The 24,505-nt window shown below is 59.4% G+C and carries 28 protein-coding genes; 17 read left to right on the plus strand and 11 right to left on the minus strand.

What is annotated here, in order from left to right:
• The first annotated feature begins 19 nt into the window (after nt 1–19).
• From cpaB to X751_RS154505, 9 genes are all read left to right on the plus strand, one after another.
• Entirely contained in the window at nt 20–1,060 is a 1,041-nt protein-coding gene (gene cpaB / locus X751_RS154545) for a Flp pilus assembly protein CpaB (RefSeq protein ID WP_023744414.1), read from the plus strand.
• 51 nt (nt 1,061–1,111) lie between these two features.
• Nucleotides 1,112–2,563 carry a type II and III secretion system protein family protein gene (locus X751_RS154540; protein WP_023744415.1) on the plus strand — a complete coding sequence of 484 codons (1,452 nt, stop codon included), beginning with the start codon at nt 1,112–1,114 and terminating at the stop codon, nt 2,561–2,563.
• A complete protein-coding gene (locus X751_RS154535) occupies nt 2,550–2,846 on the plus strand; it encodes a hypothetical protein (protein ID WP_023744416.1) in 297 nt (98 codons plus the stop codon). The genes X751_RS154540 and X751_RS154535 overlap by 14 nt, the downstream gene beginning before the upstream one ends.
• A 69-nt stretch (nt 2,847–2,915) precedes the next feature.
• Complete coding sequence (locus X751_RS154530) at nt 2,916–4,439, plus strand: pilus assembly protein TadG-related protein (RefSeq protein ID WP_081726023.1); 1,524 nt, start codon at nt 2,916–2,918, stop codon at nt 4,437–4,439.
• A gap of 7 nt (nt 4,440–4,446) precedes the next feature.
• Entirely contained in the window at nt 4,447–4,938 is a 492-nt protein-coding gene (locus X751_RS154525; protein ID WP_023744418.1) for a TadE/TadG family type IV pilus assembly protein, read from the plus strand.
• A complete protein-coding gene (locus X751_RS154520) occupies nt 4,938–5,567 on the plus strand; it encodes a pilus assembly protein (RefSeq protein ID WP_280806705.1) in 630 nt (209 codons plus the stop codon). Before X751_RS154525 ends, X751_RS154520 begins: the two co-directional genes overlap by 1 nt.
• Complete coding sequence (locus X751_RS154515; RefSeq protein ID WP_023744420.1) at nt 5,564–6,730, plus strand: AAA family ATPase; 1,167 nt, start codon at nt 5,564–5,566, stop codon at nt 6,728–6,730. Before X751_RS154520 ends, X751_RS154515 begins: the two co-directional genes overlap by 4 nt.
• Complete coding sequence (locus X751_RS154510; RefSeq protein ID WP_023744421.1) at nt 6,711–7,298, plus strand: L,D-transpeptidase; 588 nt, start codon at nt 6,711–6,713, stop codon at nt 7,296–7,298. Before X751_RS154515 ends, X751_RS154510 begins: the two co-directional genes overlap by 20 nt.
• Nucleotides 7,295–7,888 carry a hypothetical protein gene (locus tag X751_RS154505; RefSeq protein ID WP_023744422.1) on the plus strand — a complete coding sequence of 198 codons (594 nt, stop codon included), beginning with the start codon at nt 7,295–7,297 and terminating at the stop codon, nt 7,886–7,888. Before X751_RS154510 ends, X751_RS154505 begins: the two co-directional genes overlap by 4 nt.
• 23 nt (nt 7,889–7,911) lie before the next feature.
• Here the strand turns inward: X751_RS154505 and X751_RS154500 are convergent, their stop codons facing one another.
• Both X751_RS154500 and X751_RS154495 read right to left on the minus strand, forming a co-directional pair.
• Nucleotides 7,912–8,451: a hypothetical protein gene (locus X751_RS154500; protein ID WP_023681012.1), complete on the minus strand. Its 540-nt coding sequence runs from the start codon at nt 8,449–8,451 to the stop codon at nt 7,912–7,914.
• Between the two features lie 129 nt (nt 8,452–8,580).
• Nucleotides 8,581–8,814 (minus strand): hypothetical protein, encoded by a 234-nt coding sequence (locus X751_RS154495; RefSeq protein ID WP_023681013.1) that lies wholly within the window; start codon nt 8,812–8,814, stop codon nt 8,581–8,583.
• A gap of 192 nt (nt 8,815–9,006) precedes the next feature.
• Here X751_RS154495 and X751_RS154490 point away from each other — a divergent pair, with 192 nt between their 5' ends.
• Nucleotides 9,007–9,315 carry an AIPR family protein gene (locus tag X751_RS154490; protein ID WP_023741151.1) on the plus strand — a complete coding sequence of 103 codons (309 nt, stop codon included), beginning with the start codon at nt 9,007–9,009 and terminating at the stop codon, nt 9,313–9,315.
• Here X751_RS154490 and X751_RS1000000168580 read toward each other — a convergent pair.
• The 5 genes from X751_RS1000000168580 to X751_RS1000000166900 form a co-directional block, all read right to left on the minus strand.
• Entirely contained in the window at nt 9,284–9,631 is a 348-nt protein-coding gene (locus X751_RS1000000168580) for a conjugal transfer protein TraD (RefSeq protein WP_348524581.1), read from the minus strand. The genes X751_RS154490 and X751_RS1000000168580 overlap by 32 nt on opposite strands.
• A 277-nt stretch (nt 9,632–9,908) precedes the next feature.
• Entirely contained in the window at nt 9,909–11,246 is a 1,338-nt protein-coding gene (locus X751_RS154480) for an HlyD family type I secretion periplasmic adaptor subunit (protein WP_023681016.1), read from the minus strand.
• A gap of 19 nt (nt 11,247–11,265) precedes the next feature.
• Nucleotides 11,266–12,939 carry a type I secretion system permease/ATPase gene (locus X751_RS154475; protein ID WP_245259977.1) on the minus strand — a complete coding sequence of 558 codons (1,674 nt, stop codon included), beginning with the start codon at nt 12,937–12,939 and terminating at the stop codon, nt 11,266–11,268.
• 201 nt (nt 12,940–13,140) lie between these two features.
• Entirely contained in the window at nt 13,141–16,335 is a 3,195-nt protein-coding gene (locus X751_RS154470) for an Ig-like domain-containing protein (RefSeq protein ID WP_023744424.1), read from the minus strand.
• Between the two features lie 10 nt (nt 16,336–16,345).
• Nucleotides 16,346–16,819, minus strand: a complete 474-nt coding sequence (locus X751_RS1000000166900; protein WP_155923510.1) for a hypothetical protein — start codon at nt 16,817–16,819, stop codon at nt 16,346–16,348.
• A gap of 486 nt (nt 16,820–17,305) precedes the next feature.
• Here X751_RS1000000166900 and X751_RS1000000166905 point away from each other — a divergent pair, with 486 nt between their 5' ends.
• From X751_RS1000000166905 to X751_RS1000000167905, 3 genes are all read left to right on the plus strand, one after another.
• Nucleotides 17,306–17,533, plus strand: coding sequence for a hypothetical protein (locus X751_RS1000000166905; RefSeq protein ID WP_155923509.1), 228 nt, complete (start codon nt 17,306–17,308; stop codon nt 17,531–17,533).
• A 287-nt stretch (nt 17,534–17,820) separates the two neighbouring features.
• Nucleotides 17,821–18,366 (plus strand): hypothetical protein, encoded by a 546-nt coding sequence (locus tag X751_RS1000000167900; protein ID WP_245265751.1) that lies wholly within the window; start codon nt 17,821–17,823, stop codon nt 18,364–18,366.
• Nucleotides 18,363–18,575 carry a hypothetical protein gene (locus X751_RS1000000167905; RefSeq protein WP_245265752.1) on the plus strand — a complete coding sequence of 71 codons (213 nt, stop codon included), beginning with the start codon at nt 18,363–18,365 and terminating at the stop codon, nt 18,573–18,575. Before X751_RS1000000167900 ends, X751_RS1000000167905 begins: the two co-directional genes overlap by 4 nt.
• A gap of 205 nt (nt 18,576–18,780) precedes the next feature.
• On the opposite strand, the gene X751_RS1000000166910 is transcribed toward X751_RS1000000167905, so the two are convergent.
• Nucleotides 18,781–18,936 (minus strand): hypothetical protein, encoded by a 156-nt coding sequence (locus tag X751_RS1000000166910; RefSeq protein WP_023744425.1) that lies wholly within the window; start codon nt 18,934–18,936, stop codon nt 18,781–18,783.
• 313 nt (nt 18,937–19,249) lie between these two features.
• Here X751_RS1000000166910 and X751_RS1000000168430 point away from each other — a divergent pair, with 313 nt between their 5' ends.
• Nucleotides 19,250–19,381 (plus strand): hypothetical protein, encoded by a 132-nt coding sequence (locus X751_RS1000000168430; RefSeq protein WP_023707393.1) that lies wholly within the window; start codon nt 19,250–19,252, stop codon nt 19,379–19,381.
• A gap of 1,051 nt (nt 19,382–20,432) precedes the next feature.
• Here X751_RS1000000168430 and X751_RS1000000167470 read toward each other — a convergent pair.
• The gene (locus X751_RS1000000167470; RefSeq protein WP_031247035.1) at nt 20,433–20,669 is read right to left on the minus strand and encodes a hypothetical protein; all 237 of its coding nucleotides are present in this window, start codon (nt 20,667–20,669) and stop codon (nt 20,433–20,435) included.
• A 597-nt stretch (nt 20,670–21,266) separates the two neighbouring features.
• Between X751_RS1000000167470 and X751_RS154465 the strand changes: the two genes are divergently transcribed.
• Together X751_RS154465 and X751_RS19725 are read left to right on the plus strand one after the other, a co-directional pair.
• Nucleotides 21,267–21,461 (plus strand): hypothetical protein, encoded by a 195-nt coding sequence (locus X751_RS154465; RefSeq protein ID WP_023697124.1) that lies wholly within the window; start codon nt 21,267–21,269, stop codon nt 21,459–21,461.
• A gap of 188 nt (nt 21,462–21,649) precedes the next feature.
• Nucleotides 21,650–21,835, plus strand: coding sequence for a hypothetical protein (locus X751_RS19725; protein WP_023681021.1), 186 nt, complete (start codon nt 21,650–21,652; stop codon nt 21,833–21,835).
• A 747-nt stretch (nt 21,836–22,582) separates the two neighbouring features.
• Here the strand turns inward: X751_RS19725 and X751_RS154460 are convergent.
• Complete coding sequence (locus X751_RS154460; protein ID WP_023670881.1) at nt 22,583–22,954, minus strand: response regulator; 372 nt, start codon at nt 22,952–22,954, stop codon at nt 22,583–22,585.
• Between the two features lie 499 nt (nt 22,955–23,453).
• On the opposite strand from X751_RS154460, the gene X751_RS154455 reads away from it, so the two are divergent.
• A complete protein-coding gene (locus X751_RS154455) occupies nt 23,454–24,146 on the plus strand; it encodes a class I SAM-dependent methyltransferase (RefSeq protein ID WP_023689767.1) in 693 nt (230 codons plus the stop codon).
• Between the two features lie 54 nt (nt 24,147–24,200).
• Here X751_RS154455 and X751_RS154450 read toward each other — a convergent pair whose 3' ends face one another.
• Nucleotides 24,201–24,467, minus strand: a complete 267-nt coding sequence (locus X751_RS154450; RefSeq protein WP_023670883.1) for an acyl carrier protein — start codon at nt 24,465–24,467, stop codon at nt 24,201–24,203.
• Between the last annotated feature and the right edge of the window lie 38 nt (nt 24,468–24,505).

A 24,505-nucleotide genomic window follows, 5' to 3' on the forward strand; every position in this document is an offset into this window, starting at 1 on the left:
GCGATTTGGGGGTGGAGAGATGCGCGCCAATACTCTTATCATGATTGTCCTCGCCGGCGTGTTCGGCGTACTTGCGGTCGTGCTTGCCAATATTTGGCTGGCGAACCAGCGCACCGCGATGGCGGCATCCAACGGAGCGCAGATCAGTACTGTCGTCGTTGCGGCAATGCCGCTGAAATTCGGCGACACGCTGGGTGCCGACAAGCTGCGCGAGATCCCGTGGCCGGCGGGCGCAATACCGGCAGGCGCGTTCAAGACAACCAAGGACGCGATGGCCGGCAACGGCACGCGGCAGGCGCTGCAGGCTATCAGCGCCAACGAGCCGGTGCTTGCTAGCAAGATCACCGGCCCTGGCCAACGCGCAACACTTTCGGCGGTGCTTGGTGAAGGCATGAAGGCCGTTTCCATCAGGGTCAATGACGTTCTCGGCGTCGCCGGTTTCGTCTTCCCAGGCGACCGGGTCGATATCTTGCTGACACGCACGGAGCGCGGCGATGACGGTGCCGACAAGAGTTTTGTCGACGTTCTGCTGCAGAGCATGAAGGTGCTCGCCGTCGACCAGGTCGCTGACGTGAGCAAGGACAACCCGACGGTGGTTAAGTCGGTGACTCTCGAAGCCAGCACAAAGGACGCGCAGAAACTGACGCTGGCCGCCGGCGCGGGGCAGTTGTCTCTTGCATTGCGCCAGGCGGCCGCCGGCAAAGGCGAAACCACCGAACGCGTCACGCTTTCCGACCTGACCGGCGAGACGCCGGATGATGTCGCAAAGAGGCAGGCCGAACTGGACAAACAGGCCGCAGCCGACGCCGCAGCCGCAGCCGAACGTCAGCGCGCGGATGACAAGATCGCCGGATTGGAAAAGGCCGTGGACAGGGTGGGAAGCCAGCTCGACGAGTTGAGCAAGGTCAAGCCGGTTCCAGCCGTGGTGACGGCACCCGCATCAAAAGAAGTCGTCAAGGAAGTTATCAAGTATGTGGAGCCGGCACCGCCGAAGAATGTTACAGTGGGCGTGTTTCGCGGTGTGAAGCTCGAATCCTATGACGTGCCGCGACAACCATAAAAGGACGCGGCGAAGCGGGGGCTGCCGGCGGCAGCAGTTTGGGAGATGGGGATGCAGGGGATTTGGATGAGGGTAGCGGCGGCCGTGCTGTCATGTTTGGCTGCGCTGCTGGCGTCGAACCTTGGGGCTGAAGCAGCCGACCGCTTCATCGACGTATCGAACCCGAGTGTCCATCGCATCTTCCTGCCCATGTCGCAGTCGGTGACCCTCCAGGTGAGCGCCAATCTCGGCGATATCGTTGTCGGCGACGAGAAGATCGCCGATGCCCAGCCGATGACCGACCGGACGCTTTATATCATCGGGAAAGGCGCCGGCACCACCACCGTCAATCTTTTCTCTCCGGAAAAGCGCTCGCTCGGCGTCATCCAGATCGAAGTCGGTGTCGACGTCAGCGACATGGCGCAGGCGATCCGTCAGGTGGCGCCTCGGGCGCGCATCGANATCGAGATCGGTTCGATTAACGGCAAGGTCAGGCTCGGCGGTCACGTCAAGGATGGAGCCACGCTGGCGTCAATCCTGGAAGTGGCGCAGCAGTATGGCCCCGACGCCATTATAAATTCCGTCATTGTCGACGACAGCCAGCAGGTCAATCTCGAGGTCCGCGTGCTTGAGGCCAAGCGTAATGCCGGTAGGGATCTTGGTGTTTCAATAAGGAGCACGAATCGCAGCGGCACAACCCGTACGGGCACGGGTGTTGCAGCCGCCGACGAAGATGGCGTGGTGCTGGGCCCGGGCGATCTGCTCAGCGGCCTCTTGTCGGGCAGCAATCCATTTGCGGCTTTGATCACCCGGGTTATCGACAGCAACATCAAGGTCGACCTGATTATCGAAGCACTCGAGGCCAAGGGTGTGGTACGCACGCTGGCTGAGCCCAACCTTACGACGCTTTCGGGCGAGCCGGCCAGCTTCAATGCCGGCGGCGAAGTGCCCATCCGTGTTATCGGCACCGATGGCCAGATAACCATCACGTACAAGCAATTCGGCGTCAATCTGCTGTTCACGCCGGTCGTACTCGACGACGGCAAGATCCATATGAAGCTGGCGCCGGAAGTGAGCGACCTCACCGGCTTCACCACTGCCGGCGACCCGATCTTCACCAACCGCAAGCTTGATACCGTCGTCGAATTGCGCGACGGCCAGAGCTTCGCGGTCGGCGGGTTGTTGTCCAGCAAGACCACCAAGCTGCAGAACCAGGTCCCATGGCTCGGTCAGGTGCCGGTCATCGGGACACTGTTCCGAAATTCGAGCAACCAGAAGGAAGAGACCGAACTGGTCGTCATCGTCACGCCGCACGTCGTGCGGCCGGTGAAACCCGGCGAACAACTGGCAACCCCGTTCGACAAGACACGGCCGGCCAACGATCCGGAATTCTTCGTGCTCGGTCAGCTGGAGGTTAACAAGGATATGATCCGCAAATACGAAACGGGCGACGGCGTGACCGGACCCTATGGCCACATGCTGGACTTCAAATCGAAGGACAAGATGCTCTATGTCAAGAAATAGCGTCCTGATCCTCCTCTTGTGTGCCGGCGCGCTGTCAAGCTGCGCCGCCGACTATCTGAACCATTACGATTCGGTGACCCTGGCCGCCGGCGACACACAGAAATATAATTCGCTGGCGCAGACGGTCGATCCGTTCAACCCAAACTCGAAGAACACACATATCGAAGGCGACGGCAGGCGGGCTGCCGCTGTTGCCCAAGGCTACAAATTTCCACCGCCACCACCGCCACCGCCTGCGATAACGGTCAATGTCGGCGGGGCGGTGAACAACGGAGCGAATTGAACAGAAGGATGCGGTCGCAATGCGCCGGGTGAGCGAGGGGCCTGGTGCAAGGAAGCAGAGAGTAAGGTCATGTTGGGGACCATTAGGGCGTTCTGGAACGATCAACGCGGCATAGCGATGATCCTTGTAGCGATTATGTTGCCTGTGCTTATCGGCTTCGCGTTGCTTGCCATCGATATGAGCCGGGCCAACGGGCTGCATAACGATCTGCAGAAGGGTGTCGATGCGCTTGCGCTTGCGACAGCCGCGGAACTTGATGGAAAATCGGATTCGATCACCCGAGCCAATCTGGCGAAAACGACCCTTCTGACCAGCCAGACGACCAAGTTTTCGACGTCAGGCGATCACACACTTGCTTTGTCTGACGTGACCATTACCTACCTGACCGGTATACCCGCGAGCGACAGCATAGCATTGGGCGCCGACGGCGTTGACGCGAATGGCGTCAACTGGGCAAGCACCGATCCCAAGGCCGTATCATTTTCCCTGGTGACGGTGAACGCTTCCGGACTTGCCGATGGCGCCGGTGCCTTTGAAACGATCTTCCCCGCCAGCTTTATCGGCAGCAAGGACACCATCGATATCCAGCCACAGGCCGTGGCCGGGTTCGTTCAGTCGATCTGCGAAACCGTGCCGATCTTCATGTGCAACCCGTTCGAGACGTCCGACCCGTTGACTAGTAAGACGATCCAACAGGCCTTTGCATCGGGCGATACTTACAGCCGTGAATTTCGTATTCTCAAAGTCGACAGCAACCCCGGCCCAGGCAACTTTGGCCTGCTGGACAACGGTTTGACGTCGGTACAGGACGGAATGGCCAGGGGATCCGCAGGTACCTGCTACAGTCGCACTTCGCTGACTTCCAAAACCGGCGTCACCTTGGGACAGGTCAACACTGGCCTTAACGTCCGCTTCGATCTCTATCAGGGATCTTTGAAAAATAACAAAGACCTTGGCTACCGCCCGGCGAGCAATGTACGCAAGGGAGCCAGCAAGAACAGCAATTGCAACAAGTTTGATGTCGCGACAGATGGTTCCGCAGTGCCTCTGCCGGTTGGCAGCGGCTATGACTCGGCTAAGGGCATGACGCTGCCGATCGCAGCGAATTCGTTCTGGACTGCCTACTGGGCCGCCAACCACAAGAACGCTGCCTATCCGAACCTCCCGGCGAAGACTGACCCGCTCAAGCGTAGCGTTCCCGCGTCCAGGTATGACGTCTACATGTATGAAATCACTGCCGGGATCGTGGCCGACAAGTCGAAAGGGCCTTCAAACGAAGTGGGAACGCCTTCCTGCTACAAGGGAGACCTCACCAAGGCAGATCCGAGCCGCCGGCTGATGAACATGGCCATCATCGATTGCAAGGCGAACCAGGCGAAGCTGAACGGGCACACCGCAGTCCGGCCGGATGGCTATGCCAGCGTCTTCCTAAACAACCCGATCCAGAAGGTGAATCCCAACGACGAGGACAATCCGGAAAGTACCGGCGCCGAAAAACCTATCAGCCTGGAGATCGTCGACGTCGATGGCGGCTTCGCCAACAACACCCTTGTCGACAAAGCATTCCGCAATGAAGCCCAGTTGTATCGGTAGAGCCGACATGACCAAGCTTGGCCAAATCATCCGGCGGTTCCAAGGCGACGAAAGGGGCGCCGCCTTGGTGGAAGTCGCGATCACCGTACCACTCGTCTTGCTGTTGTCGGCCGGTGTGTTCGAGTTCTCCAACGTTTTGAACACGCGCCTGCTCCTTGCAGCAGGCGTTGAGGATGCAGCCCGCTACATGGCGCGCTGCAGTAGCGATTGGGAGACTACTTGCAAGGGTCAGGCCCAAAACCTTGCTGCCAATGGCGCGGTCGTTGGCGGCAGCGCAAGAGTAGCTGGCTGGCTTCCACCGACAGTTTTGATCACCAAGACATCCACTCCTGCGACCGATGGCAGTGGCAACATACTTTATCTAAGTAATAGCGCCAACGTTGATGTTGTGCTGGTCAGCACCACTTTGCCATACAACGGCATGGTGTTCTGGGATTATCTGGGCTTTGGAAGCATCGACATCAAAGTATCGCATCAGGAGCGCGTCTTCGGATGGTGATGAAAGACCGAAGGTTCTGCGCTGAGCAGTCTGGCGCTACGATGGTCGAAATGGCCATCGCCCTGCCATTGCTGTTGACGCTTCTGCTCGGTTTCGTCGATTTCGGCTACGCCTTTTACCAATGGAACGCTGGAAACAAAGCTGTGCAAGCCGGCGCAAGACTCGCGCAGATTTTTACTCCTGTCGCCATCGGGCTTCCATCTGAGACGCTGACGCAGAGCGATATCACCAAGGTCGGCACCGCGGTCCCGGCCGGCACGTATGACTATGTCTGCGCTGCGAGCACAGCAGGTGTCGCTTGCTGCAGTATCGGAGGCGGCTTGTGCAACCCCGTCAACGCGAGCCAGGTCGCGTTCGACGCGATCTATGACGGCACCGCCAACCGTGCCGGAATGCATGACTTTCTGCCGATGCTGGAAAAGTCAGAGGTGCGGATCGAATACGCCGCCTCCGGCCTTGGCTACTGGACGCGGCCCAGCGGGCCGGTGCCGACGATCACCGTAAGCATCAAAAATCATCCCTTCCAATTCTTCTTCCTGGCCGGACTGCTCGGATTCGGAAACATCACCATGCCCTCCATGCTGAGCACGGTCACGGGCGAAGACATGAAGAGCACGTGGACACCATGAACGCCATCAACACCAAGGTTACACCGACCAAGCGAAAGCAGGTGGCGCTGTTCTCGTCGGATGCGAATTTCAAACGCGATGTGGCGACGCGCCTTGATGCGCTGGCGATCTACGACGTCAGGGTTTCCGAGACCGGCGACTTCCTTAAAGGGCCGCCCGCGGACACGCGCCCCGGCATCGTCATCCTCGACCTCGGCAATGGCGAGTTGCTCGGCAGGCCGGGCATCGTCGAGGCGCGCGCCCTTTGGGCAACCGTGCCGCTTATCGCGGTCTCGGACGAACTGTCGTCGGAGCAGACGCGAGTGCTGGTGCGCATGAACGCTTCGGACTGGCTGCACAAGCCGCTCGACGGCAAGGAACTGCTCAATGCGGTGACCTTCCACGACACCGGCAACCAGGGAACCAAAAGCCGTATCATCACCTTCATCAGTGCGAGCGGCGGCGCCGGCGCGACGACGCTCGCTTTGTCGGCGGCCGAGTTCCTGTCATCGAAGTCGAAAGAGCGGGCGGCTTCCACTTGTCTGGTCGACCTCGATTTCCAGAGCGCCAATTGCGGCGCCTATCTCAACCAGTTCAACCAGTTCGACCTCGGCGGCATCATCGGCCAGCCGGAGAGGCTCGATGTCGAACTGATGGACGTCATCAAGCTCTCGCGCCCGTCCGGGCTGACGCTCTATTCCTTCGAGAGGCCGCAATTGCCTTTCGAACCGCAGGGCAGTGATTTTGTCTTCCGCCTGCTGGACCTCGTCGCCTACCGGTTTGACGACATCGTCATCGACCTGCCGAACATCGAGACGCCTTGGCACAATTCCGTGCTGTCGACGAGCGATGAGATATTCATCGTCTTCGAACTCAACGTCGCCTCACTGCGGCAAGGCAAACGGCTCTACAAGAAGATCCGTGAGTTGCGTGGCAATGCTGTCAGCATCACGCTGGTGGCCAACAAGCACAAGCGCAAATGGTTCGGCAACCACTTTTCGCGCAGCGAGCTGGAAAAGATCTTCAAGGCGCCGCACATCAAGTCGGTCGCGCTGGACAATGCGCTTCTGACCGATGCGTTGAACCGTGCTATCCTGCCTGCCGAGGTGGATGGGCGTGCGCGCTTCAACAAGGACCTGAAGCGGATGTTCAAAGAGCGGCTCGATGACGCTGCTGCCAAATAGGTATCGGATCGTCCTTGGGTTGGTCTGTGCCATGGGCATGGCGCTGGCGATGTCGGTCCAGGATTTTGCCAGCGCGCGATCGGCACTTTCGGATCCGCCGCCGCTGCCGGCAATGGGCCCCAGCCTGCGCAAGACCGTCGCCTTTGAAACCACGGAACAACCCGGAACGATCATTATCCGCAAGGGCGAGAAAGCGCTTTACCTGGTGACCCGACAGGGCCAGGCGCTTCGCTATCAGATCAGCGTCGGACGCGACGGATTTGGCTGGACCGGGGTCGTCAAGGTGGGGGCGAAGACCGAATGGCCGGAATGGCGCCCACCCCGCGAAATGCGCGCCCGCCAGCCGGACCTGCCGCAAATGGTGCCTGCCGGTCCCTACAACCCACTCGGCGCCAGGGCGCTTTATCTGCTTCGGGACGGGCGTGACACGCTCTATCGGATACACGGAACCAACGATCCCAAGGGTGTTGGCTTCGACGGAACATCGGGGTGTTTTCGCCTTACCAACACCGATGTGATCGATCTCTTCAAGCGCGTCGCGATCGGCGCAAAGGTGGTGGTTCAATGACGATGATCAGCGAACCGGACATGCCGGCAATCGAGATTGGGACAGCAGCCCGCATCGGAGAGCAGGCTGTCACTGGGAAACCGAGCGACAAAAGCATTATCGGCGCGGTCATCATCGGCACGTCCCTGCTCACTTTGGTGAATATGGTAGCCGCGGTTTATCTCTACCGCGGCATCAGCGATATGCGCTTTCTGGAAGGGCGCCTGGAACAACTCGGGACGTTTGAACAACGAATCGGGGGCCGGCTGGACACGGTCAACAACGGTTTTCAGAGCCGATTTGAAAAACTGGACACTCAACTGCAGAGCAGCTTTGGCGAAATCAACCGGAGCATAGCCCGGCTGGAACAGAACCAGCCTATTGTCCATGACGAAATCACGTCGAGCGCAGCGGAACCTTCCGTCGACACGACCAGCAGCATGGCGGAGGCGCCTGCTGTTCTCGATGGTGAAGACGCGACCGAGCCCAGCGTCGTCGATACACCGCGTCCGCCCAAAAGGAGGATTGCAGCTGCAGCGCCTGCCCCAAGCCCCGACTACCAGCGCATAGAGCAGGCCGACGGCAAGGTTTACTACCGGAAGATCAACTAACGCCGGAAAAAGGTGGGGCTATCCTAGAGATCTCGCTGCAGAGCAACGAGCCTAGCGGCCAGCGCTTCGGACCGCTGTCGGGTTTCGCTGAGGAAGATGACATGGCAGTAGGCGCATGCCGTCACGCCCAGAAACAGCACAAGACTGTTCTTCAAGGTGAAATCGACCGTTAGTTGGAACGGAAGGCCGCCGGGTACCGTGAAAGAGGCGATCGTGCTGGCTGTTTCGGAATGGCTGGTGACAGCGATCATCAACCCGGCGAAAAGCAGGGCGACGTGGTTGGCAAGGAAGAAGAACGCGGCCGACCTTCTTGTGCGGCACGCCATCCAGCAAACCATCGACGCGGCGGCCAGCATCAAGGCATCAAGGACCATCGACGACCCGAGATAAAGATCGACCTGTTGCCAGAACATCGTCGACAGCGGCCTTAGTTCAAGCCAGATCCGCCACATTGCGGGACTGGCCGGATATGCTCCCAGCAAGAAAGTCGCCATGCGCTCCCCTGCCAAGATCAGCAGGATCAGAGCTGGGAAGGCAAAGAGCATTACCGACTTGCGCTTCATGTCACCCTCGACAAACTGGCGACAAGATAGCTTGCAGAGATTGAGCGAGGCTTAACGGAGCGTTGGTGGTCCCGCGGCAGCGCAGCCAGCGGCGCAAGCCAGCTGCATATCAGAAAGCGCCATGCGCCATTAGTTGTTTTGGGTGAGCACGAGCGTCACCACCTTCGGCTCGACTCGTTGCAGACATCGTTCCGGAATATTGGGCCACATCGCCTTGGCGCATCCCTCTTCGCCTGGCGCCGGCGCCAGCGAGAGTTCTGAGCTACGGGCTTCCTCGGCGGTCGACAGGAACACCTGTGTAGCCAGCGCGGTCGCCATGGATACCTGGACGAGGATAAGGGCGTAAGCGAAACTTCTGATCATCCGCTCGAAACGCTGAATTCGCGAGCTGGTTCCAATGGCCTGCCCACCGGGTAACCACGATCGCGATTTTTGCGCTTCAGTGCCTTAGCAGTCATCGAATTCTTAGATAGCAAACCTTCGTCCATGTCCCAGCTCCTCGCCCAGACCGCGGAAACGGACGCGGTGGTTGTGGGCTCAACGTAGGTCTTGCCATTGCTGATCAGCGTGATTGCGCGGCAGACGACCGGTTCGATCTTCCGCGCGTGGCGCAAGGACGATGTGGACGCGAGCCGCCTCCAAGTGCCGCTCAAGATTATCGAGATTCTGGACGATGGTGACATCGAGGAGATCGCGCCGCGCATCTCCCAGTCGGCCAACAATCAGAACAAGGTCGACATGGCCGACTTCTCGTCCAATCATCCTTCCACCGACGGATGCAGGAGCTTTCGGGTCGATCTGGGCGCGCCCGGCGGGCGGTATGCAACGTCAGTCACGCTGGTTCTACGAACGTGCGCGCGGTAGCGACGAAAGCTTCCTGCGCGGGCGTTTGACTGCGGCGTCGGCGCTGGCGCACCGGAGAAGTCTGCTGTTCGGGCTTCGTGCCGGCCGCTGCTCGCGCCAACTGTGGGTAAGTTCGCCGTCCCATCCGCTCGTCACGCCCTTCAGCATCGAACGCCTGGCTACCCTTCTCAGTCCATAATCGTTGGGCTTGCTCGCCTTCGGGGCTCTGGACCTTCGCGGTCATCCAGAGCATCGCGCCGTAGTTGGCAGCGCGATCGTAGTTGGTCAGATCAAGGATGCCTGCCTTGACGAGGAGGCCGATCGGACGAACATACACGAACAAACATATCGATTTGTGTTGCAGCCATGTTGCAGGCACAGCAAGGAATGGGCCGAGACATGCCCGGAAAGAAAGGATTTAAGCGACAGAGAGCCGGAAAGTTCGTGCAACATGGAACTAGCCCAACCGTTATCGCCGGAAATCGAAATAAGCTCCCGGACGGGTTGGGCCGCCTTGGAGATGGCGCAGACCATCGAATAAGATGGGTCTCGCCACCTACCTTGGACCGCGTCCGCAAATTGAAAAAACGCGAATATGTTGGGCGCGAAGCTCGTTACTTCTGGCGAAACGCGGAGTGGAACGACACAACCAGGGGGCCTAAAATGTAGTCCAGTGCGGTGCGTTCCTCGGTGACGATCATGACTGACGCCGGCATGCCCGGATAAAGCGCAATCTGTGGGGCCCCGGCCAATTCCGCGGGATCGACCGCTACGTCGGCAAGATAGTAGGGAAGCCCGGTCTTGCTGTCGGTGACGCGATCCGCCGAAATGCGGGTGACCCGTCCATGAATGACCGGTATCGAACGCTGCTTGTAGGACGTGAAGCGGACCTCGGCCGTCATGTCGGCGCGCAGGCTGGATATGTCCTCGACCTTCACCTGCGCCTGAACGATCAACGAATTCCTAGTCGGCACGATGTCGAGGATGGTCTGGCCGGGGGCGACGATCGCGCCGGTCGAGAAAACGGTGAGATTCATCACCTGGCCGTCATAGGGCGCCCGCACTTCGGCGCGGTCGACCGTGGCCTGCGCGGCGAACATTTTCGGTACCAGGTCGGCGAGGTTGGACTGAGCGTCGATCAGCATGGTTGAGAGTTTTGCGCGGCGCTCGTTGGTGAGCTGCGCAATCTGGCTTTCAAGCTCGGCCTTACTCTGGCGGTTTCCGGCTATATCGCCGAGAGCCTGGTCGATCAGGCCCTGCAGGTCGGAGGCGGAGCGGTCGAGCTCCAGGACACGCGTGCGCGTTGTCAGGCCGGCCTTCAGCAACTTGTTGAGGCCTGCCTTTTCGTCAATTGTCGACTTGAGCTGCGCACGAAAAGATTCGACGCGCGCCTGCTTTCCATCGATCTGCTCGTCGAGTTCGGCTATCCGTTTCTGCAGGATCTGCTTGGCACCGGCCATCGAGGCGCGCTGGCTCCCAAGGTCGGCAATTTGGTTGGCCATCGCGTCCTGCAGATAGGCCTGGTGCTCAGCGGTGATGTCCTTCGGAAAGGCGACTGCCTCATGGCCGTCGAGCTCCGCACGAATGCGGGCATCGGTAGCGCGCAACAACGCATATTGCTGCGAATAGAGGTTGAATTCGGAACGGGCGTGCGTGTCGTCGAGCACCACCAGCACATCGCCTGCCTTGACGATGTCGCCATCCTTGACGCGGATCTCCTTCACCGTGCCGCCGTCGAAATGCTGTACGCTCTTTCGATTGCCTTCCACCTTGACGATGGCGTCGGCGAGCACGGCGCCGTTCAGCGGGGCAAAAGCCGCCCAGCCGCCGAAGATGCCGAAGAAGGCAATGATGATCAGCAGGCCGACACAGGCCGGCACCCGGATCGAATCCGGGGCCAGGATACCGGTTTCGCCGGACAGGCTCCGGTAGGTGAGGGCGCCGTCGCTCATCGATCTCTCCGGCCACAGCTCATTGGGTTGCCACCGCCATTGGAGCCGCGCGCTGGTTGAGCAGCGCCACGATCTCGTTTCTCATGCCGAAGGCCTCGACAGCGCCATCGCGCAACAGAAGGATCTTGTCGACATTGGCCAAGGTCGAAGGCCGGTGCGAGACGATGATCACTGTGCTGCCGCGGCGCTTGAGCTCGATCGCGCACTCGCTCAGCGCGCGGTCGCCATCGGCGTCGAGATTGGAGCTCGGCTCGTCGAGAATGATCAGGTTCGGCGTTCCGAATACCGCACGAGCAAGAGCAATCCGCTGCCGATATCCTCCCGACAGCACTGCGCCGCCTTCGCCGATCTGGGTCTCGTAGCCCTGCGGCAGACGGATGATCATCTCGTGCACGCCGGCGAGCCGCGCGGCGGCTATCACCTCCTGGTCGACATTGGTCTTGAAGCGGCCGATGTTGGCGGCGACCGTATCGGCGAAGAGTTCGATATCCTGCGGCAGGTAGCCGATGTGGTCGCCGAGCGCGTCGTGCCCCCACTGCGACAGGTCGGCGCCGTCCAGCCTGACGGTGCCGCGGCTGGGTTGCATGACGCCCGCGAGATGACGCGCCAGCGTCGACTTGCCGGCGCCGGAAGGGCCGACGATTCCCAACGCCTCGCCTGCGTCCAGCCGGAATGATACGTCGCGGAGAAGCACTTTCTGCTGGCTGGCAATTGCAAAGCTGACCTGCTCGACCGAAATCTTGCCGGTGGGCTTCGGCAGGTTGAACGATCTTTCGTTCAGCGCGCCCCCGTCGACCAGCTTCTCGACCCTTGCCAACGCCGCCCGGGCCAGGATCAGGCTGCGCCAAAGGCCGACGGTCTGCTCGACCGGCTGTAGCCCCCGGCCCAGCAAGAGGCTCGCCGCAAACATGGTGCCGCCGGTGATCTGCCGCTCGATCACCAGATAGGCGCCGAGGCCGAGGATCAGCGACTGCATGGTGAGCCGCAGGAACCGGATCAGGCCGGACATCAGGGCGGCGCGGTCGCTTGCCTCCGCTTGGCGCCGCAGCGCCAGGTTACGGTCGCGCCCCCAGCGGCGGATGAGACCGTCGATCATCCCCATGGCGCGAACGACTTCCGAGTTTCTGAGGCTCATCTCGGTAAAGTTATAGTTGGTCGTCGCCAGATCGTTGGCCTGCTTCAGCGGCGAACGCACGAGATACTCGTTGAGCACGGCCATTGCGATCAGGAGCAGGGAGCAGCCCAGTGCGAAGAAGCCGAGCCACGGATGCAGCAGGAAGATGATGCCGATGTAGATGGGTGACCATGGCAGGTCGAACAGGGCATGGATGCCGCTGCCGGTGATCACCTGCCTGAACGTGTCGAAATCGCGGATCGGCTGGCTTTGTGAGGAGCCCGGCGATGGGGTCTCGACCGACGCGGCGAGGACTTTTGCCGAGAGCAACCGGTCGAGCCGCGCGCTGGCGCGCGTCAGGATGGAGGCGCGCACCAGGTCGAGGCCGGCCAACGAAAGGAAGGCCGCCAGCAACACCAGGGTGAGCATCACCAACGTGGTTTCGCTGCCGCTTGTGACGACCCGGTCGTAGATCTGCAGCATGTATAGGGGGGACGCGAGGTAGAGCAGATTGATCGCCAGGCTGAATGCCGCCGCAACCAGGAAATAGCGGCGGCATGCCCGAAGGGCGTCCCTCACGATCTTGGATTTGTTGTCGAGACTCAAATACCCAGCGGAAAACCGCCCCCCTGTCCACGCCCGGAACCGATACTACTCCTGATCGTCCAACCGGCCACGTGGTTCCCTTTCTATTCCTGCCGTAAACCTCAATTCGTAAGCTGAATCAGGAACCGGCAGCATGAGGAGAGCCGCGCCTGTCCGCGCGGCTCTCCTTTTGGTTCACATCACAAAGTCGCTCACTTGCACCACCGTCCTGCCGGTGCCGTCGTCGGCAAGTGTGAAGCTGTGGGCATCGTAGACGCCGAGCAGGTGGAGCGTGGCGTTGTGCGTGCCGTCCGAGACGGTCAACGTTCCTCCGGTGCCGTCGAGGTCCGCCTGATAGGCAGCGGACGTTCCGGTGCCGAACAGGATGTCTTCGAGGTTCACCTTGTCGTCATTGGTGATGCCGGCGATGCTTCCGCTGAAATCGAAGGAATCGTCCAGCTGCAATGTGCCGGCGGCATCCGCCGCGAACGTGACGTCGGTTGAAGAGGCCGCACCGAACTCGAGCTTCGACAGATCGCCGATCGTGGCATCGCCGTCGCCAGTGACCTGGCCGTTGATGGCAATGTTGCCGCCATTGGCCCAGATCATGCCGGAATTCGCCAGGCCGCCGGTGATAGTAAGGCCGCCGGAGCCCGTTGCCTCAAGCGTTCCCGAATTGACAACGACGCTGCCTCCGGTATCGATGACCAGCGCATTCGAGCCGGTGGCGATGATGGTGCCCCTGTTATCGAGGCTGAGCATCCCGCCGCCCAGCTGGCCGGCGCCCGAGATCGTGTTGTCGACATTGACCAGAGTGACGTCCGGCCCTGTGCCGGAGATGACGTTGGCGGCGCTGTCGGAGAGCAGGATCTGCCCGCCACCCTGCAGGGTCACGCCATGCTGGATGATCTGCAGCAGCGTATCGCCGCCGACCGAGTCGAGCGAGATGAGGCCGCTGTTGTTGATCGTGCCGCTCAGTGGCAGCAGAGCGCCGTCGCCGATCGTCATGGTGCCTGAATTGTTGACCACCGGCGTCTGGTCGAAGACGAAATTGCCGTCCGTGAGCGCGCTTGAGTGCACGCCATCAAGCGTGATCGACTGCCCGTCGCCGAGCGCTATCACCGCGTTGCCGTTGGCGTCGTCGACCATATGCGCCTGGACGTCGGCGAAGCTTGCCAATCCGTTGTACCCGATGAGGTCGATCTGGTCGGCCGCAGCGTCGAAGCTGTGCACCGTGTCGTTGCCGATCGGCTGCGAGAAGACGAAGAGATCGTTTCCGCTGGAGCCGGTCAGCACGTCGTCGCCGGACCAGGCAAAGATCGGCGAGCCCGGAGCGTAGGCCTCGACATTGTCGGCAACCGACGCGGTGCCCACGGTGCCGTCGACGTTGATCCAGGTCATCTGGACGTCGAGCACGGCTGCTCCGGTGAAACTGGCCGGCGTGGTGACGGTCAGGCCGTGCAGGTCGCTGGTCACAACCGTCCAGCTGCCGTCGGCGTTGTCGGTTGCGCCATCGATGCTCCAGCCCGAAGGCACGTCCTTCACTGTGACGGTGATGAGCGCGCCTTGCTGTGACGGATCGGTCAGGGCGAGATTGATGGGCTCGCCGGAGACGCCGGCGGGAAAGCTTTGGTTTCCGGGATTATTTATGGGAATTGCATTTGAGCCTAGGCCTGGGTTTCCGGCAACGTCGGTATAGCCGTTTGCGAGTACCGTAATCGAGTGAGTTCCCGAGCCGGAGTTGCCCACGCCTGTCACAACTACTGTAAATTGGGTTTGGGTGGCGTTCGCAGTCACTGAGAAAATCGTTCCACCTACGACCTGCAAATCTGCGGCGGTAAATGTACCTGCTGTCAAAGCTTCACTGAACGTGAGAACAACAGTTCTATCGTTATTTGTGGGTGCCTTAGTGACGGTGGCTGGTGATACGACGAACGGTTTTGTGGTATCGCCGCCGGTATCGATGGTGACCGTGTCGGAGCCGGCAGCGCCGGTGTTGCCGGCAGGGTCGGTGTAGCTGCCAGCCGCCACCGATACTGACCCCGTCGCAGAAACCCCGTCGGTCGCCGTGAAGGTGGCGTGGTAAGTGGTCGCGGTATCCTGTGTGAAGCCGGTGATCGTGCCATTCGTCGGCGTGATGTCGCCTACCGTGAAGCTGGCGCCTGGCGCCTCCGAGAAGGTGAAGGTGACGTTCGAGTTGTTGTCGGTGTCGCTGAGCGCGCCGTCGACGATGTTGACGATGACGCTCGGGTTGAGCGTGTCGATGGTGACCGTGTCCGTCCCGCTGGTGCCCAGATTGCCCGCCACGTCGGTGTAGCCGGCGTCAACCGTCACCGAGCCCGCCGTCTCGCTGGCGTCGGTCGCCGTGAACGTCGCCGTCGCCGCGGTATGCCCGGCGTTCCAGGTGAGAGCCGACAGCGTGCCGCCCGCCACCGTGATGCCGGCGCCGCTTGCCAGACCGGCAAACGTCGCGTCGCTGACCTTCTCCGAGAAGGTGAAGGTGACGTTCGAGTTGTTGTCGGTGTCGCTGAGCGCGCCGTCGACGATGTTGACGATGACGCTCGGGTTGAGCGTGTCGATGGTGACCGTATCGGAGCCCGCCGCGCCGGTGTTGCCGGCAAGGTCGGTGTAGCCGCTGGCCGTTACCGAAACGGAGCCAAGACCATCAAAACCGTCTGCCGCCGTGAACTTCGCCGTATAATGCGAAGCATCAATCTTCACAAAATCAGTCAGCGTGCCATTCATTGCCGTAACATCGGCAGAATCGAAGCCCGTCACCGGACCAAGAAAAGTGAACGTCACGACCGAGTTGTTGTCACCATCATTTAAGGAAGGGTAGACAATATTTACGGAGACAGGAACATGCCCGGCGTTATCGAGAACGACAACCCGCTCGATCGCGGAGACCTTGAGGTTGATCGTGGCGAATGTAAATTCTGCCTGACCTGCTTGGCCGGTATTCGTGTTCGAGTTCGCGGCAATGAAGGCACGAAACTGAGCAAGTTCGGTGTTAAACGCCGTCATGAATGACGTATTGGCTAGTTGATCATTGCTTAGATAGATAGCGAGCGTATCGATCTCGGCAGTGCCTTTCGCAGCATTGCCGTTACCGCCGTCGTAGGTGTCGTAGCCGGAAAAGGCTGTTTGTCCGACGGTTGTCCCTGTGCCGTAGACTTGGCTACCAAACTTGTACTGATTTTCCCACGCGCGATAGATGAGCGTGTCCGCTCCCGATCCGCCCAGGACCGTATCGAAACCACTGCCTCCATCGAGCGTATCGGCGCCTGAACCGCCATTCAGGCGATCGCTTCCGGCACCGCCCAAAAGCACGTCGTCTCCACTACCGCCGACCAGATTGTCGTTGCCGCTTGTACCAGTTGCCGTTGCCATACCCCGTCCCCTATCTCGCTAGTTGTTCTTGTCGATCGAGAAGTGCCGACATTGACCTGCCGCTTGCAGCGGCGTCGCTCAAAAATTGTGAACCTATGAGGGCAAGTTCGCCTTCGCCAACAAACGGCTTGATCCTGGGAAAGAGCGCCGGACCAAATGAGTTCGCATCCAGACCAATGGCATGTGTACCAATGCCAAACGCCCACGCTCGCGAGTCCGGCAAACACAGCTTGATGCCTGCTGAATCTGCGCAGGCAACAGCGGGCTTCTTCGGATCGGTCGAGGCGGAAAACTCATCATTCGGAGAGCAAAGTGTGATTTCGGCCAGATCGCTACTCGACCCATCGAGAGATATAATGGTCAGAACGGTGGAAATGGGGACGGGCGCATTTTCGGCTAAGCGGTAGGTATAGTCTCCGCCCTGTGGCGTATCGGGAAGCAACGTCGACATTCCGTCGGCGTTTATGATTTGAGAAGCAGCCATTATAACCCCCTTACTCATACACAGATGCCCCCACATCCGTTTACCGACCGCACTGAAAAGACAAAGCACTCGCTATCAAAGCTCATAGACTTAGTCAGCCCACCCAGCCACCGCTATGTTACGCCTTGCGAACGGCTGACTCAGCAGTACCGTTTACGGATGGCGGCTCGATGTTGATGATGATGATGATGATGTTGCGACGAGATTGGTCGTCGCGCTGCGTCTCCCCTTGCGTCGGCAAACTCGTCGGCTGCCGATCATGTTTTTAAGAAAATGCTTATATTAGGAGATTATTAACTCTTCCGAGGGGGAGTCGTCAACATTCGACTAGCGTGACAGTTAACAGTCAAAATAAAACGTGCACGGAACCGGCTGCGGACCGTGTGTAGCAGCAACCGCCGATCTCATGGACAATTGCGTTTCACTGTGTCGGTTGCTGTAACCATCTGAGAAGGTCCCAAGAGTCCGAATTTCCGCACCTTGGCCTTGTCTTTCGACCAGGAAGGGCAGGGATGGTCTGATTTCGATGCATCGTCTCCGGTAGGAGAGGTAATTAGGCGCGATCAATATCCGGTTTCGATCATTCTCAGGCCGGCTCGAATTGTCCTGGAAGTCTTAATTGGCATCGAGAAGGTGATGGGGCTGCCCGTCAAGGATCTGCTCCAAGCAGTTAATCCAAAACCTCACCAATCTTTTGGAAAACGCGGCGGCTGAAAAGGCGGGAGCAACCCAAAAATGGCCGGCACACTGATCTCCTTCAAAATTGCCGATATTGCGCGCGGATCAAGAGCGCACGCTAAGGCAACATGGAGCCTGGCAGGGTAGAGGCGACGGGCAAGATCGTGGTCATCGCCGCTACACATACGAGCGAACCGGAAAACCCCATCGACCAGTGTATAAAAAATCATGCGCGTTCGTCTTAAGGGGCTGAACAGCCGCACGAAACAACTCGCCGACGGCAGCCTCGTCACCTACTAGTGGGCTTGGAAGGGCGGGCCACCTTGCCTGGCAAGCCTGGAGATCCCGAATTCATCGCGGCCTACAAAGCTGCCGCCGCGACCAAGGCCAAGCCGCGCCAGGGCGCGCTCCTGTCCGTGATGAATGAATTTCAGGCCAGCTCGGATTTGGATGACCTGGCGCCGCGCAAGCAAGCCGACTATGTCAAGCTGATCAAGGTTATCGGAAAGAAATTCGGTGACTTCCCGCTGTCGGGCATGAGCGACCGCCGCACGCACGGCATCTTCATGGAGTGGCGCGACGAGCGCGCCAAGGCATCGCGCCGACAGGCAGACTATGGCTGGCAGGTGCTGGCGAGGATCCTGTCCTGGGGACACGGTCGCGGCCTTGTTCAGCCAATCCTTGCGAGAAGGGCGGGCGCCTCTATCGCGGCACCAGGGTGGCTAACGTCTGGACTGCCGCCGACGAGGCCGCATTCTATGCCAGCGCTCCCGCGCACCTGCATCTGCCGCTCACACTGGCCTTGTGGACCGGCCGGCGCCAGGGCGACCTGCTGCGGCTCACTTGACAGCAGTATGACGGCAAGGTGATCCGCCTGCAGCAATCCAAGACCGGAACTCGTGTGGTCATTCCCGTCGGAGGGCCGCTCAAGGCGTTGCGCGACAAGGTCGGGCAGATACTTTTGAACAGCGACGGCGTGCCATGGACCTCAGATGGCTTTCGATCATCGTGGCGCAAGGCCTGCGCCTCGGCCGGGGTGGTCGGAGTGACCCTCAATACATTCGCGGGACTGCTGTAACGCGCCTGGCGCTCGTCGAGGCCTGGGTGCCGGAAATCGCAACGATCACCGGCCACAGCCTTCCTCAACCGAGATCCGGCGCTCGGCGAAAGCGCCATCCGCAAGCTCGAAACGGGAACAAAAATTACCGACCGTGCGTCCGACTGACACGAAATGTTCTAATGATCAAACGGAAAAATCGCTTTCTGGGGAACCTGGATTCGAATCATAGCTGCAGGTCACGTCGCACCTTTACCGGATAGCCGTCGGCATCCTTGCGCTTGTCGAACTGCTTGGCGCGGCGATTGCAGCCGGCATCGAAGTAGTCTGCCGGCCAGCGAACTTCACCGGAGGGCAGGGTGCGCTTGCGGACTTTAGCCATTCCTATTCCTCGCGGTACTTTGGATTAGGTTGCGTGGTGTGGGAGCGAGCTTGCCAGACCGTATAGCGTTCCGCCTCTTTCGCCAACTCTCTATCATTTCTTTCCGCGACGCTCCGATGGCCTCGAAAACCTCTTGGCCGATGGGGACGTCTCCCGAGGCGTATTCATTCGCAAGCTTGATTGCTTCGCCTAACTTTGGATTGTTGGCGAATGGCGCAAGTTCAACGAAAAGATTGAACAGGTTGTCCAGACCGGAACAGTGCCGACTAACGGTTAATGTCGGCAGTGTCCCGAATCATGATTGGCTGGAGCGATGGCGGTACTGGCGTTCGATCTTGTCTATTTTTCCGGCCTGACCCTAGGCGACCTGCTGGGCAGCGTCATTTCGTTGCTGGCGTGTTTGGTGCTCTACAACGTTTTGGCTACGGACCGCCCGAACCGATAGGTCGGGTCTAACCCGCGTTCGCCATTCCAAAGCCAAGGCCCAGGCCGATTGCGACGCCAAGGAACAGCTTGCCGGCCATGTCGATGCGAAGGCGCATACAGGGCGCCATGCGTCTGTGCGGGCGCTCTGAGGCCGTTGCCGACGTCATCGAAGATCGTTTCCATCGGTCGAGTCTCCGAATCTGTGAATCCCCTGTTTGATCCGTCAAAGTCTAACGATCAGGGAAGCGCCATGAAAGCACGTGCAGTAACGGTTGATTCAACCATTGCTGGTATAAGTGTGGGGTGGGTGGCGGCTCCGACAGCTCGGGGGTGGAACTGAGTGCCGAAGCCGCCTGCGCAGCCAAGGTTGGGGTTTGACCGCGCCGTCCTATTCTGGGACAGCGCGGTCAACGATTCGTTAAAATTTTCCGGACCTAATTAAGTCGGTGCTAATTGCGCCCTTCGGCCTTTTTGGGTCAGCCGGGAACATCCCCGCTCCGAGGCTGTTCGGTCACACCCGGCTCGTTCTCAGCGGTCCCTGCCGGTGACCAAGATGGCCCCTCACTCATCATGGTCGGCCCGCGCTCGGAAGCAGGCGCGGGCCATCCCTGCACAAGCCCGGCGTCTCCAGATGTCAGCGCTCTGGCGCGAGCCGGACTGCATAACGATTGCGGATGTGGCTGTTAAAATAGACGCCCTTGGCAAGGCAGCTTTGAACGCAGCAACTGCCTCAGCAGGTACGTCCAAAAACTCGTAATGCTTCCCGCACCACTGCGGCCGTTCTAGAGCGTGCCTCAGAACGTTCTCAAACGAGGTTAGCTGGAATGGACTTCATAGCGTCACGGGAAACATACGGAACGATACGGGAAGATTTCTGATTTTGGCCCAAGAAAAAACTAATAAAATCAACGATTTTTAGACACCCTCCGGGCCCACCAGTCGCCTTCATGCACAAGGCTTTGCGTCGAGGGTAGACAACCTGGTTAGACAGTGGGTTAGACAAACCGCTTCAGAAGCTTCGCCATTCCATCCACGGCGAGCCGCTCCTGCTCCGTCCTTGCTGTAAAGCTCTACGTGGTCCAGGTCGTCGTGGCCGAGAATGCCTGCCGATTGTTTCGGGGTCGCGCCCTCCTTGGCCAGTACTTCCCCAGCGTCTTCCGAAGTCCATGCAGCGTGCAGCCGGGCCCCATGCTCGCCATCTTGCTCCAGTGCGCCATCATGCCGGTCAGCGACCTCTCCGAGAAGGAATTGCCGTAGGCGTTCAAAATCACCGTGTCGGCCGAGCCCCAATGCTTCGGTGAGCACATAGGTGATCGTTAGCGGACTTCAAATGCGATCCGCTGCTCACTAATTACTTGATCCCGTAAGTTACATGATCACGTACCGACTTTTTTATTGAAATCCCGAATTCGGTGGCCTTATAAGACCGATGTTGCCATTGCTCGTAGGTCGGCTGTGATGGATAACGTGGTTCCATTTCGCAAGGCCGTGCCTTGCGTCGAAGTGACAGAAACCTGCGGCGAATGGTTCGTCCGCGTGGTTGAGAAAGATCAGGAAATTGCCCGGTCATTCAATCAGGATCGTTCGCGTTGTCCTTTGCAGAAGGCCAGCGGATACGCCTAGGGCTAGCGAAGGTCGTGGGCCTGTAGGGCGCTGTGGTGCGGCATTGTAGGCATTCAAGCATGAGCGGAACCTAATTTGCAGCCGCAAATTAATTCCAATGGATGAACTCCCAAACCGGAAAAAACTCGTGGCTGACCCTCAACCTCGGCGGGGCTCCAACAAAGGTGTGTTGCTAGCGGCTGCAGCGCTGCTGTTTGCCTTTCTCGCTCTTATTCTGTTTGGTTTTTTTCAGTAAGTGTGCGCGGCGCCGGCTTCCCAGAGAGGGCAGAGCACCTGCCGACGTGATCTTCGATCCGCTCGCGTCCTTGCGGCGGGGCGACTATCCAAGCCGGCTCGGTTCGTCGCTCCTGACGGGTTCGGCGGTCCCACCGCAGCAGGATGATCATTCGGCAATTCTTGGCAGCGCCGGTATTCAACTCACGCCCAAAGCGATTGAACTGAAGCTGGCCGTCGATGTCGTGACTGACGCAGCATGAGCCGAACAGGCGAGGCAAGCGCAAGCCTTGGGGCCTAACCTCAGACAGACGAAGCACGCTCGTGCAGTCTGGAGACAGCGCAACGAGTTATTCATTCGGGCGCCTTCGCATCACCAGCGGAACGAAAGAGTTAATTGGCGGTTTACTAGGGAAGGATTGCAGGACGAAAAACATTGAGGATTTCTGCCATGACAATGTTGTTCGAACCACTCGACTCTGAAGGTTACAAGCGCAGCGTGGTCTACCATGCCGCACGCTTGTCCATGCTCCACAATCGAATGCTGAAGCGTTTCGACAAGGTCGATAAAGCGGCTGAAAAGGTTGAAGCCGAGGTGGAGCTGTTTGATGAAGCTGTTCGCACTCTCTACGAATGAGCGGCATGTTGACCGCCGACGTTCCTGCTAGCGCGTATACGGGCGCGGGGTTCACCGTTGCGTCACCAGGCGATGTCGCGCCGCGTATTTGGGCTTGATAAGCACGATCTAATGTATACGATTCACCCAGCCGGCCTGGCTCCCCCGCCATCGGGCCGGTCAGGCCCGACGGTTCAACGCACCACCCCAAACGACTGTCGGGCCGCCAGGACGCTCACTGCGCAGCCGGGTTCATGCTTTGCCTTTTTTTGTCGAAAAGCGCGAGCTTGGTCATATAACCAATTCTGATTTTTGCATGGCATTGGGTGCAGTTGAAGTTGGATATCACCTTCAACCACGATCCCTTTTTTATGATGACATGAGAACAGTTTGGACATTCCAGTTCCAGGTACTCGTCGCCCATATCGTTTGAAATCGGCACTACGACACTCCCCAACAGTTGCCCGTGAAACTTGCGCTTCGAGATCGGCCGGCACCTCCGTGCTCAAGCCCCGAACGTGGGTCCTTGGCAGATGTTCCGCAATCCGACCTCTGGCGACGGGATCGGACCTAAGTCCAAATCGCCGCCAACAGGCCGAGAAGTGGAACCCGGCGGATGCTTTTTGAACGCTGAATTTCCGTCCTCGCCGGTCGTAGTCCGCCGTCCTCGTGGCCAAAGCGCCAATGTTGCCTTTTGTGAAACTGACCTCGCCCGGCCTACCAGGTCGCCAGGGCGCAACTCCGGTAATGCTACGGTCGGAGCGAATGTCAGCGCGAAGCTGTGCGCAGGGACGCCAACTCGCTGACAGCAGCAAGGATGACAGCATCGGTTGCCGGCTTCGGCAGGAATCTGCAGTCGCGGAAAGCCGCGGGAACGTCGGCGGGGCCAAATCCCGACAAGAAGGCAAAGGGGATGCCTCGCGCCTGCAATATCCTCGCCACCGGCAGACCCGTTTCACCGTTCAGCTGGATGTCTAGCAACGCCACGTCAATCTTGTCCGATTCGACAAGACGCAGAGCGGCGGATACCGACGGCACAGGTCCGACCACCTGATAACCGGCGCGACGCAGCCGCGCGGCAGTGTCCTGCGCGACTAGCCATTGATCCTCAACAATCAGAACACTCACGCTTTCGCTCACGGCCCCTCTCTGCGATTGACCGGAAATGAGATGTCGATCCGAGACCTTCGGACAGTTGTTTCGACATGTCCGCAAACCTATAGGTAACCTCTCCATGCAGCAAGGTGAGGCTGATGCTGGAGCGGAGGCGCTTCCACCGACCACTTGCTGAATTACCGGAGCCGAAGATTAGCGCGTCAATGGAGCTGCGGTCCGCCTCCGCTCCATCAGAGTTGGATAGGCATTTACCCTCTCCACGATCCGCAAAATCTAAAAGCCTCCGTATCACGCCATTGGCTCTTCAAAGCATCAGCAGCACCTCTCTCTCTCTCTCTCTCTCTCTCCATCTTGGGCGACCTGAGATTGCGGTCGGTCAATGAGCGTCAGAAGTGCGATGCACCGAGTTTGTGCCTGCAGTTTTTCGAAGGAAAGGCTTGAGAATTCATGATTTCGGAGCAGGTTTGGCTGGCGCATGAGCGCCGCAGATCTATACTGGGGAGATCAAGCGATGGGGTCGGCCATGAGCAAAGAGTTCAGTGTAGCTGATGCCTATGGCGCCGGCCGCGCCATGTTCATGGGACTTGAACTGCTGGTTTCGCCCGGTGCGCTCGTCCCCAGACCTGAGACCGAGTTGCTCGGCAAGACCGCGCTTGGTGTGTTGCATCAGATGAACCTGCCGGCTCCGCGCATAGTTGATATGTGCTGCGGCACTGGGAATCTGGCGTGCGCGATCGCCTACCATGTGCCCAGCGCCCTTGTCTGGGCAAGCGATCTCACCGATGAATGCGTCGAAACGGCACGCCGCAACACCTCACATCACGGCATGGCTGAGCGTCTTTCGGTGCTTCAGGGCGACTTGTTCGACTCTCTCATCGGCCTTGGGCTAGACGGAACTATCGACGTAATCGTCTGCAATCCGCCTTACATTTCTGAAAAGCGGCTCGAGGGCGACCGCGCCCATCTGATCGAGCTTGAGCCGCGCGAGGCGTTCGCAGCCGGCCCTTACGGCCTGAGCATTCATATGCGCGTGCTGAAAGACGCACCGCGATACCTGCGGCGTGGCGGCATCCTGCTCTTCGAGGTCGGGCTTGGCCAAGACCGACAGGTAGCGGGTCTGCTGGAACGCAGCAAGGCATTCGAGAACATCCGTTCGGTCTCGAACGAAGCGGGCGAGGGCCGGGTGGTTCTGGGGCAAGTCAAGACGCAGGCATGAATCCTGCGACAGTCAGACCAAATACGGGGCTGCTCTGGGCGTTACGCTCACCCATCAGTTCATTTTGCGGATGATGTATTGCTCGATCCCCTGGATGGAATCGAGGTTTTCAGGCAGAAGTTCGCTGTCCTCGACGGTAATGCCAAAGGTCTCCTCGATGAAGCCGATAATCTCAAGCACACCCGTCGAGTCGACAATGCCTTGATCGAGCAAGGATGCGTCATCCAGCAATGCCTTGACGTCGCTGACGTAGAAATTTGAAACCAAGAAACTACGAATCTGCTCGCTGTAGATTCCGGTGCGTTCCTTGATGGTCAACATGAATTCGTCCTCCGTAGCGACGCCATTAAATCAGCGAC

The organism is Mesorhizobium sp. LNJC394B00, from assembly GCF_000502555.1.
Taxonomy (GTDB): Bacteria; Pseudomonadota; Alphaproteobacteria; order Rhizobiales; family Rhizobiaceae; genus Mesorhizobium.

What these genes read in the sequence shown, in the direction of transcription:
- cpaB (WP_023744414.1), top strand. Translation starts at nt 20, where the DNA reads ATGCGCGCCAATACTCTTATCATGATTGTCCTCGCCGGCGTGTTCGGC.
- X751_RS154535 (WP_023744416.1), top strand. Translation starts at nt 2,550, where the DNA reads ATGTCAAGAAATAGCGTCCTGATCCTCCTCTTGTGTGCCGGCGCGCTG.
- X751_RS154530 (WP_081726023.1), top strand. Translation starts at nt 2,916, where the DNA reads ATGTTGGGGACCATTAGGGCGTTCTGGAACGATCAACGCGGCATAGCG.
- X751_RS154525 (WP_023744418.1), top strand. Translation starts at nt 4,447, where the DNA reads ATGACCAAGCTTGGCCAAATCATCCGGCGGTTCCAAGGCGACGAAAGG.
- X751_RS154520 (WP_280806705.1), top strand. Translation starts at nt 4,938, where the DNA reads ATGAAAGACCGAAGGTTCTGCGCTGAGCAGTCTGGCGCTACGATGGTC.
- X751_RS154515 (WP_023744420.1), top strand. Translation starts at nt 5,564, where the DNA reads ATGAACGCCATCAACACCAAGGTTACACCGACCAAGCGAAAGCAGGTG.
- X751_RS154510 (WP_023744421.1), top strand. Translation starts at nt 6,711, where the DNA reads ATGACGCTGCTGCCAAATAGGTATCGGATCGTCCTTGGGTTGGTCTGT.
- X751_RS154505 (WP_023744422.1), top strand. Translation starts at nt 7,295, where the DNA reads ATGACGATGATCAGCGAACCGGACATGCCGGCAATCGAGATTGGGACA.
- X751_RS154500 (WP_023681012.1), bottom strand. Translation starts at nt 8,451, where the DNA reads ATGAAGCGCAAGTCGGTAATGCTCTTTGCCTTCCCAGCTCTGATCCTG.
- X751_RS154495 (WP_023681013.1), bottom strand. Translation starts at nt 8,814, where the DNA reads ATGATCAGAAGTTTCGCTTACGCCCTTATCCTCGTCCAGGTATCCATG.
- X751_RS154480 (WP_023681016.1), bottom strand. Translation starts at nt 11,246, where the DNA reads ATGAGCGACGGCGCCCTCACCTACCGGAGCCTGTCCGGCGAAACCGGT.
- X751_RS154470 (WP_023744424.1), bottom strand. Translation starts at nt 16,335, where the DNA reads ATGGCAACGGCAACTGGTACAAGCGGCAACGACAATCTGGTCGGCGGT.
- X751_RS1000000166900 (WP_155923510.1), bottom strand. Translation starts at nt 16,819, where the DNA reads ATGGCTGCTTCTCAAATCATAAACGCCGACGGAATGTCGACGTTGCTT.
- X751_RS1000000166910 (WP_023744425.1), bottom strand. Translation starts at nt 18,936, where the DNA reads ATGGCTAAAGTCCGCAAGCGCACCCTGCCCTCCGGTGAAGTTCGCTGG.
- X751_RS1000000168430 (WP_023707393.1), top strand. Translation starts at nt 19,250, where the DNA reads ATGGCGGTACTGGCGTTCGATCTTGTCTATTTTTCCGGCCTGACCCTA.
- X751_RS1000000167470 (WP_031247035.1), bottom strand. Translation starts at nt 20,669, where the DNA reads ATGTGCTCACCGAAGCATTGGGGCTCGGCCGACACGGTGATTTTGAAC.
- X751_RS19725 (WP_023681021.1), top strand. Translation starts at nt 21,650, where the DNA reads ATGACAATGTTGTTCGAACCACTCGACTCTGAAGGTTACAAGCGCAGC.
- X751_RS154455 (WP_023689767.1), top strand. Translation starts at nt 23,454, where the DNA reads ATGAGCAAAGAGTTCAGTGTAGCTGATGCCTATGGCGCCGGCCGCGCC.
- X751_RS154450 (WP_023670883.1), bottom strand. Translation starts at nt 24,467, where the DNA reads ATGTTGACCATCAAGGAACGCACCGGAATCTACAGCGAGCAGATTCGT.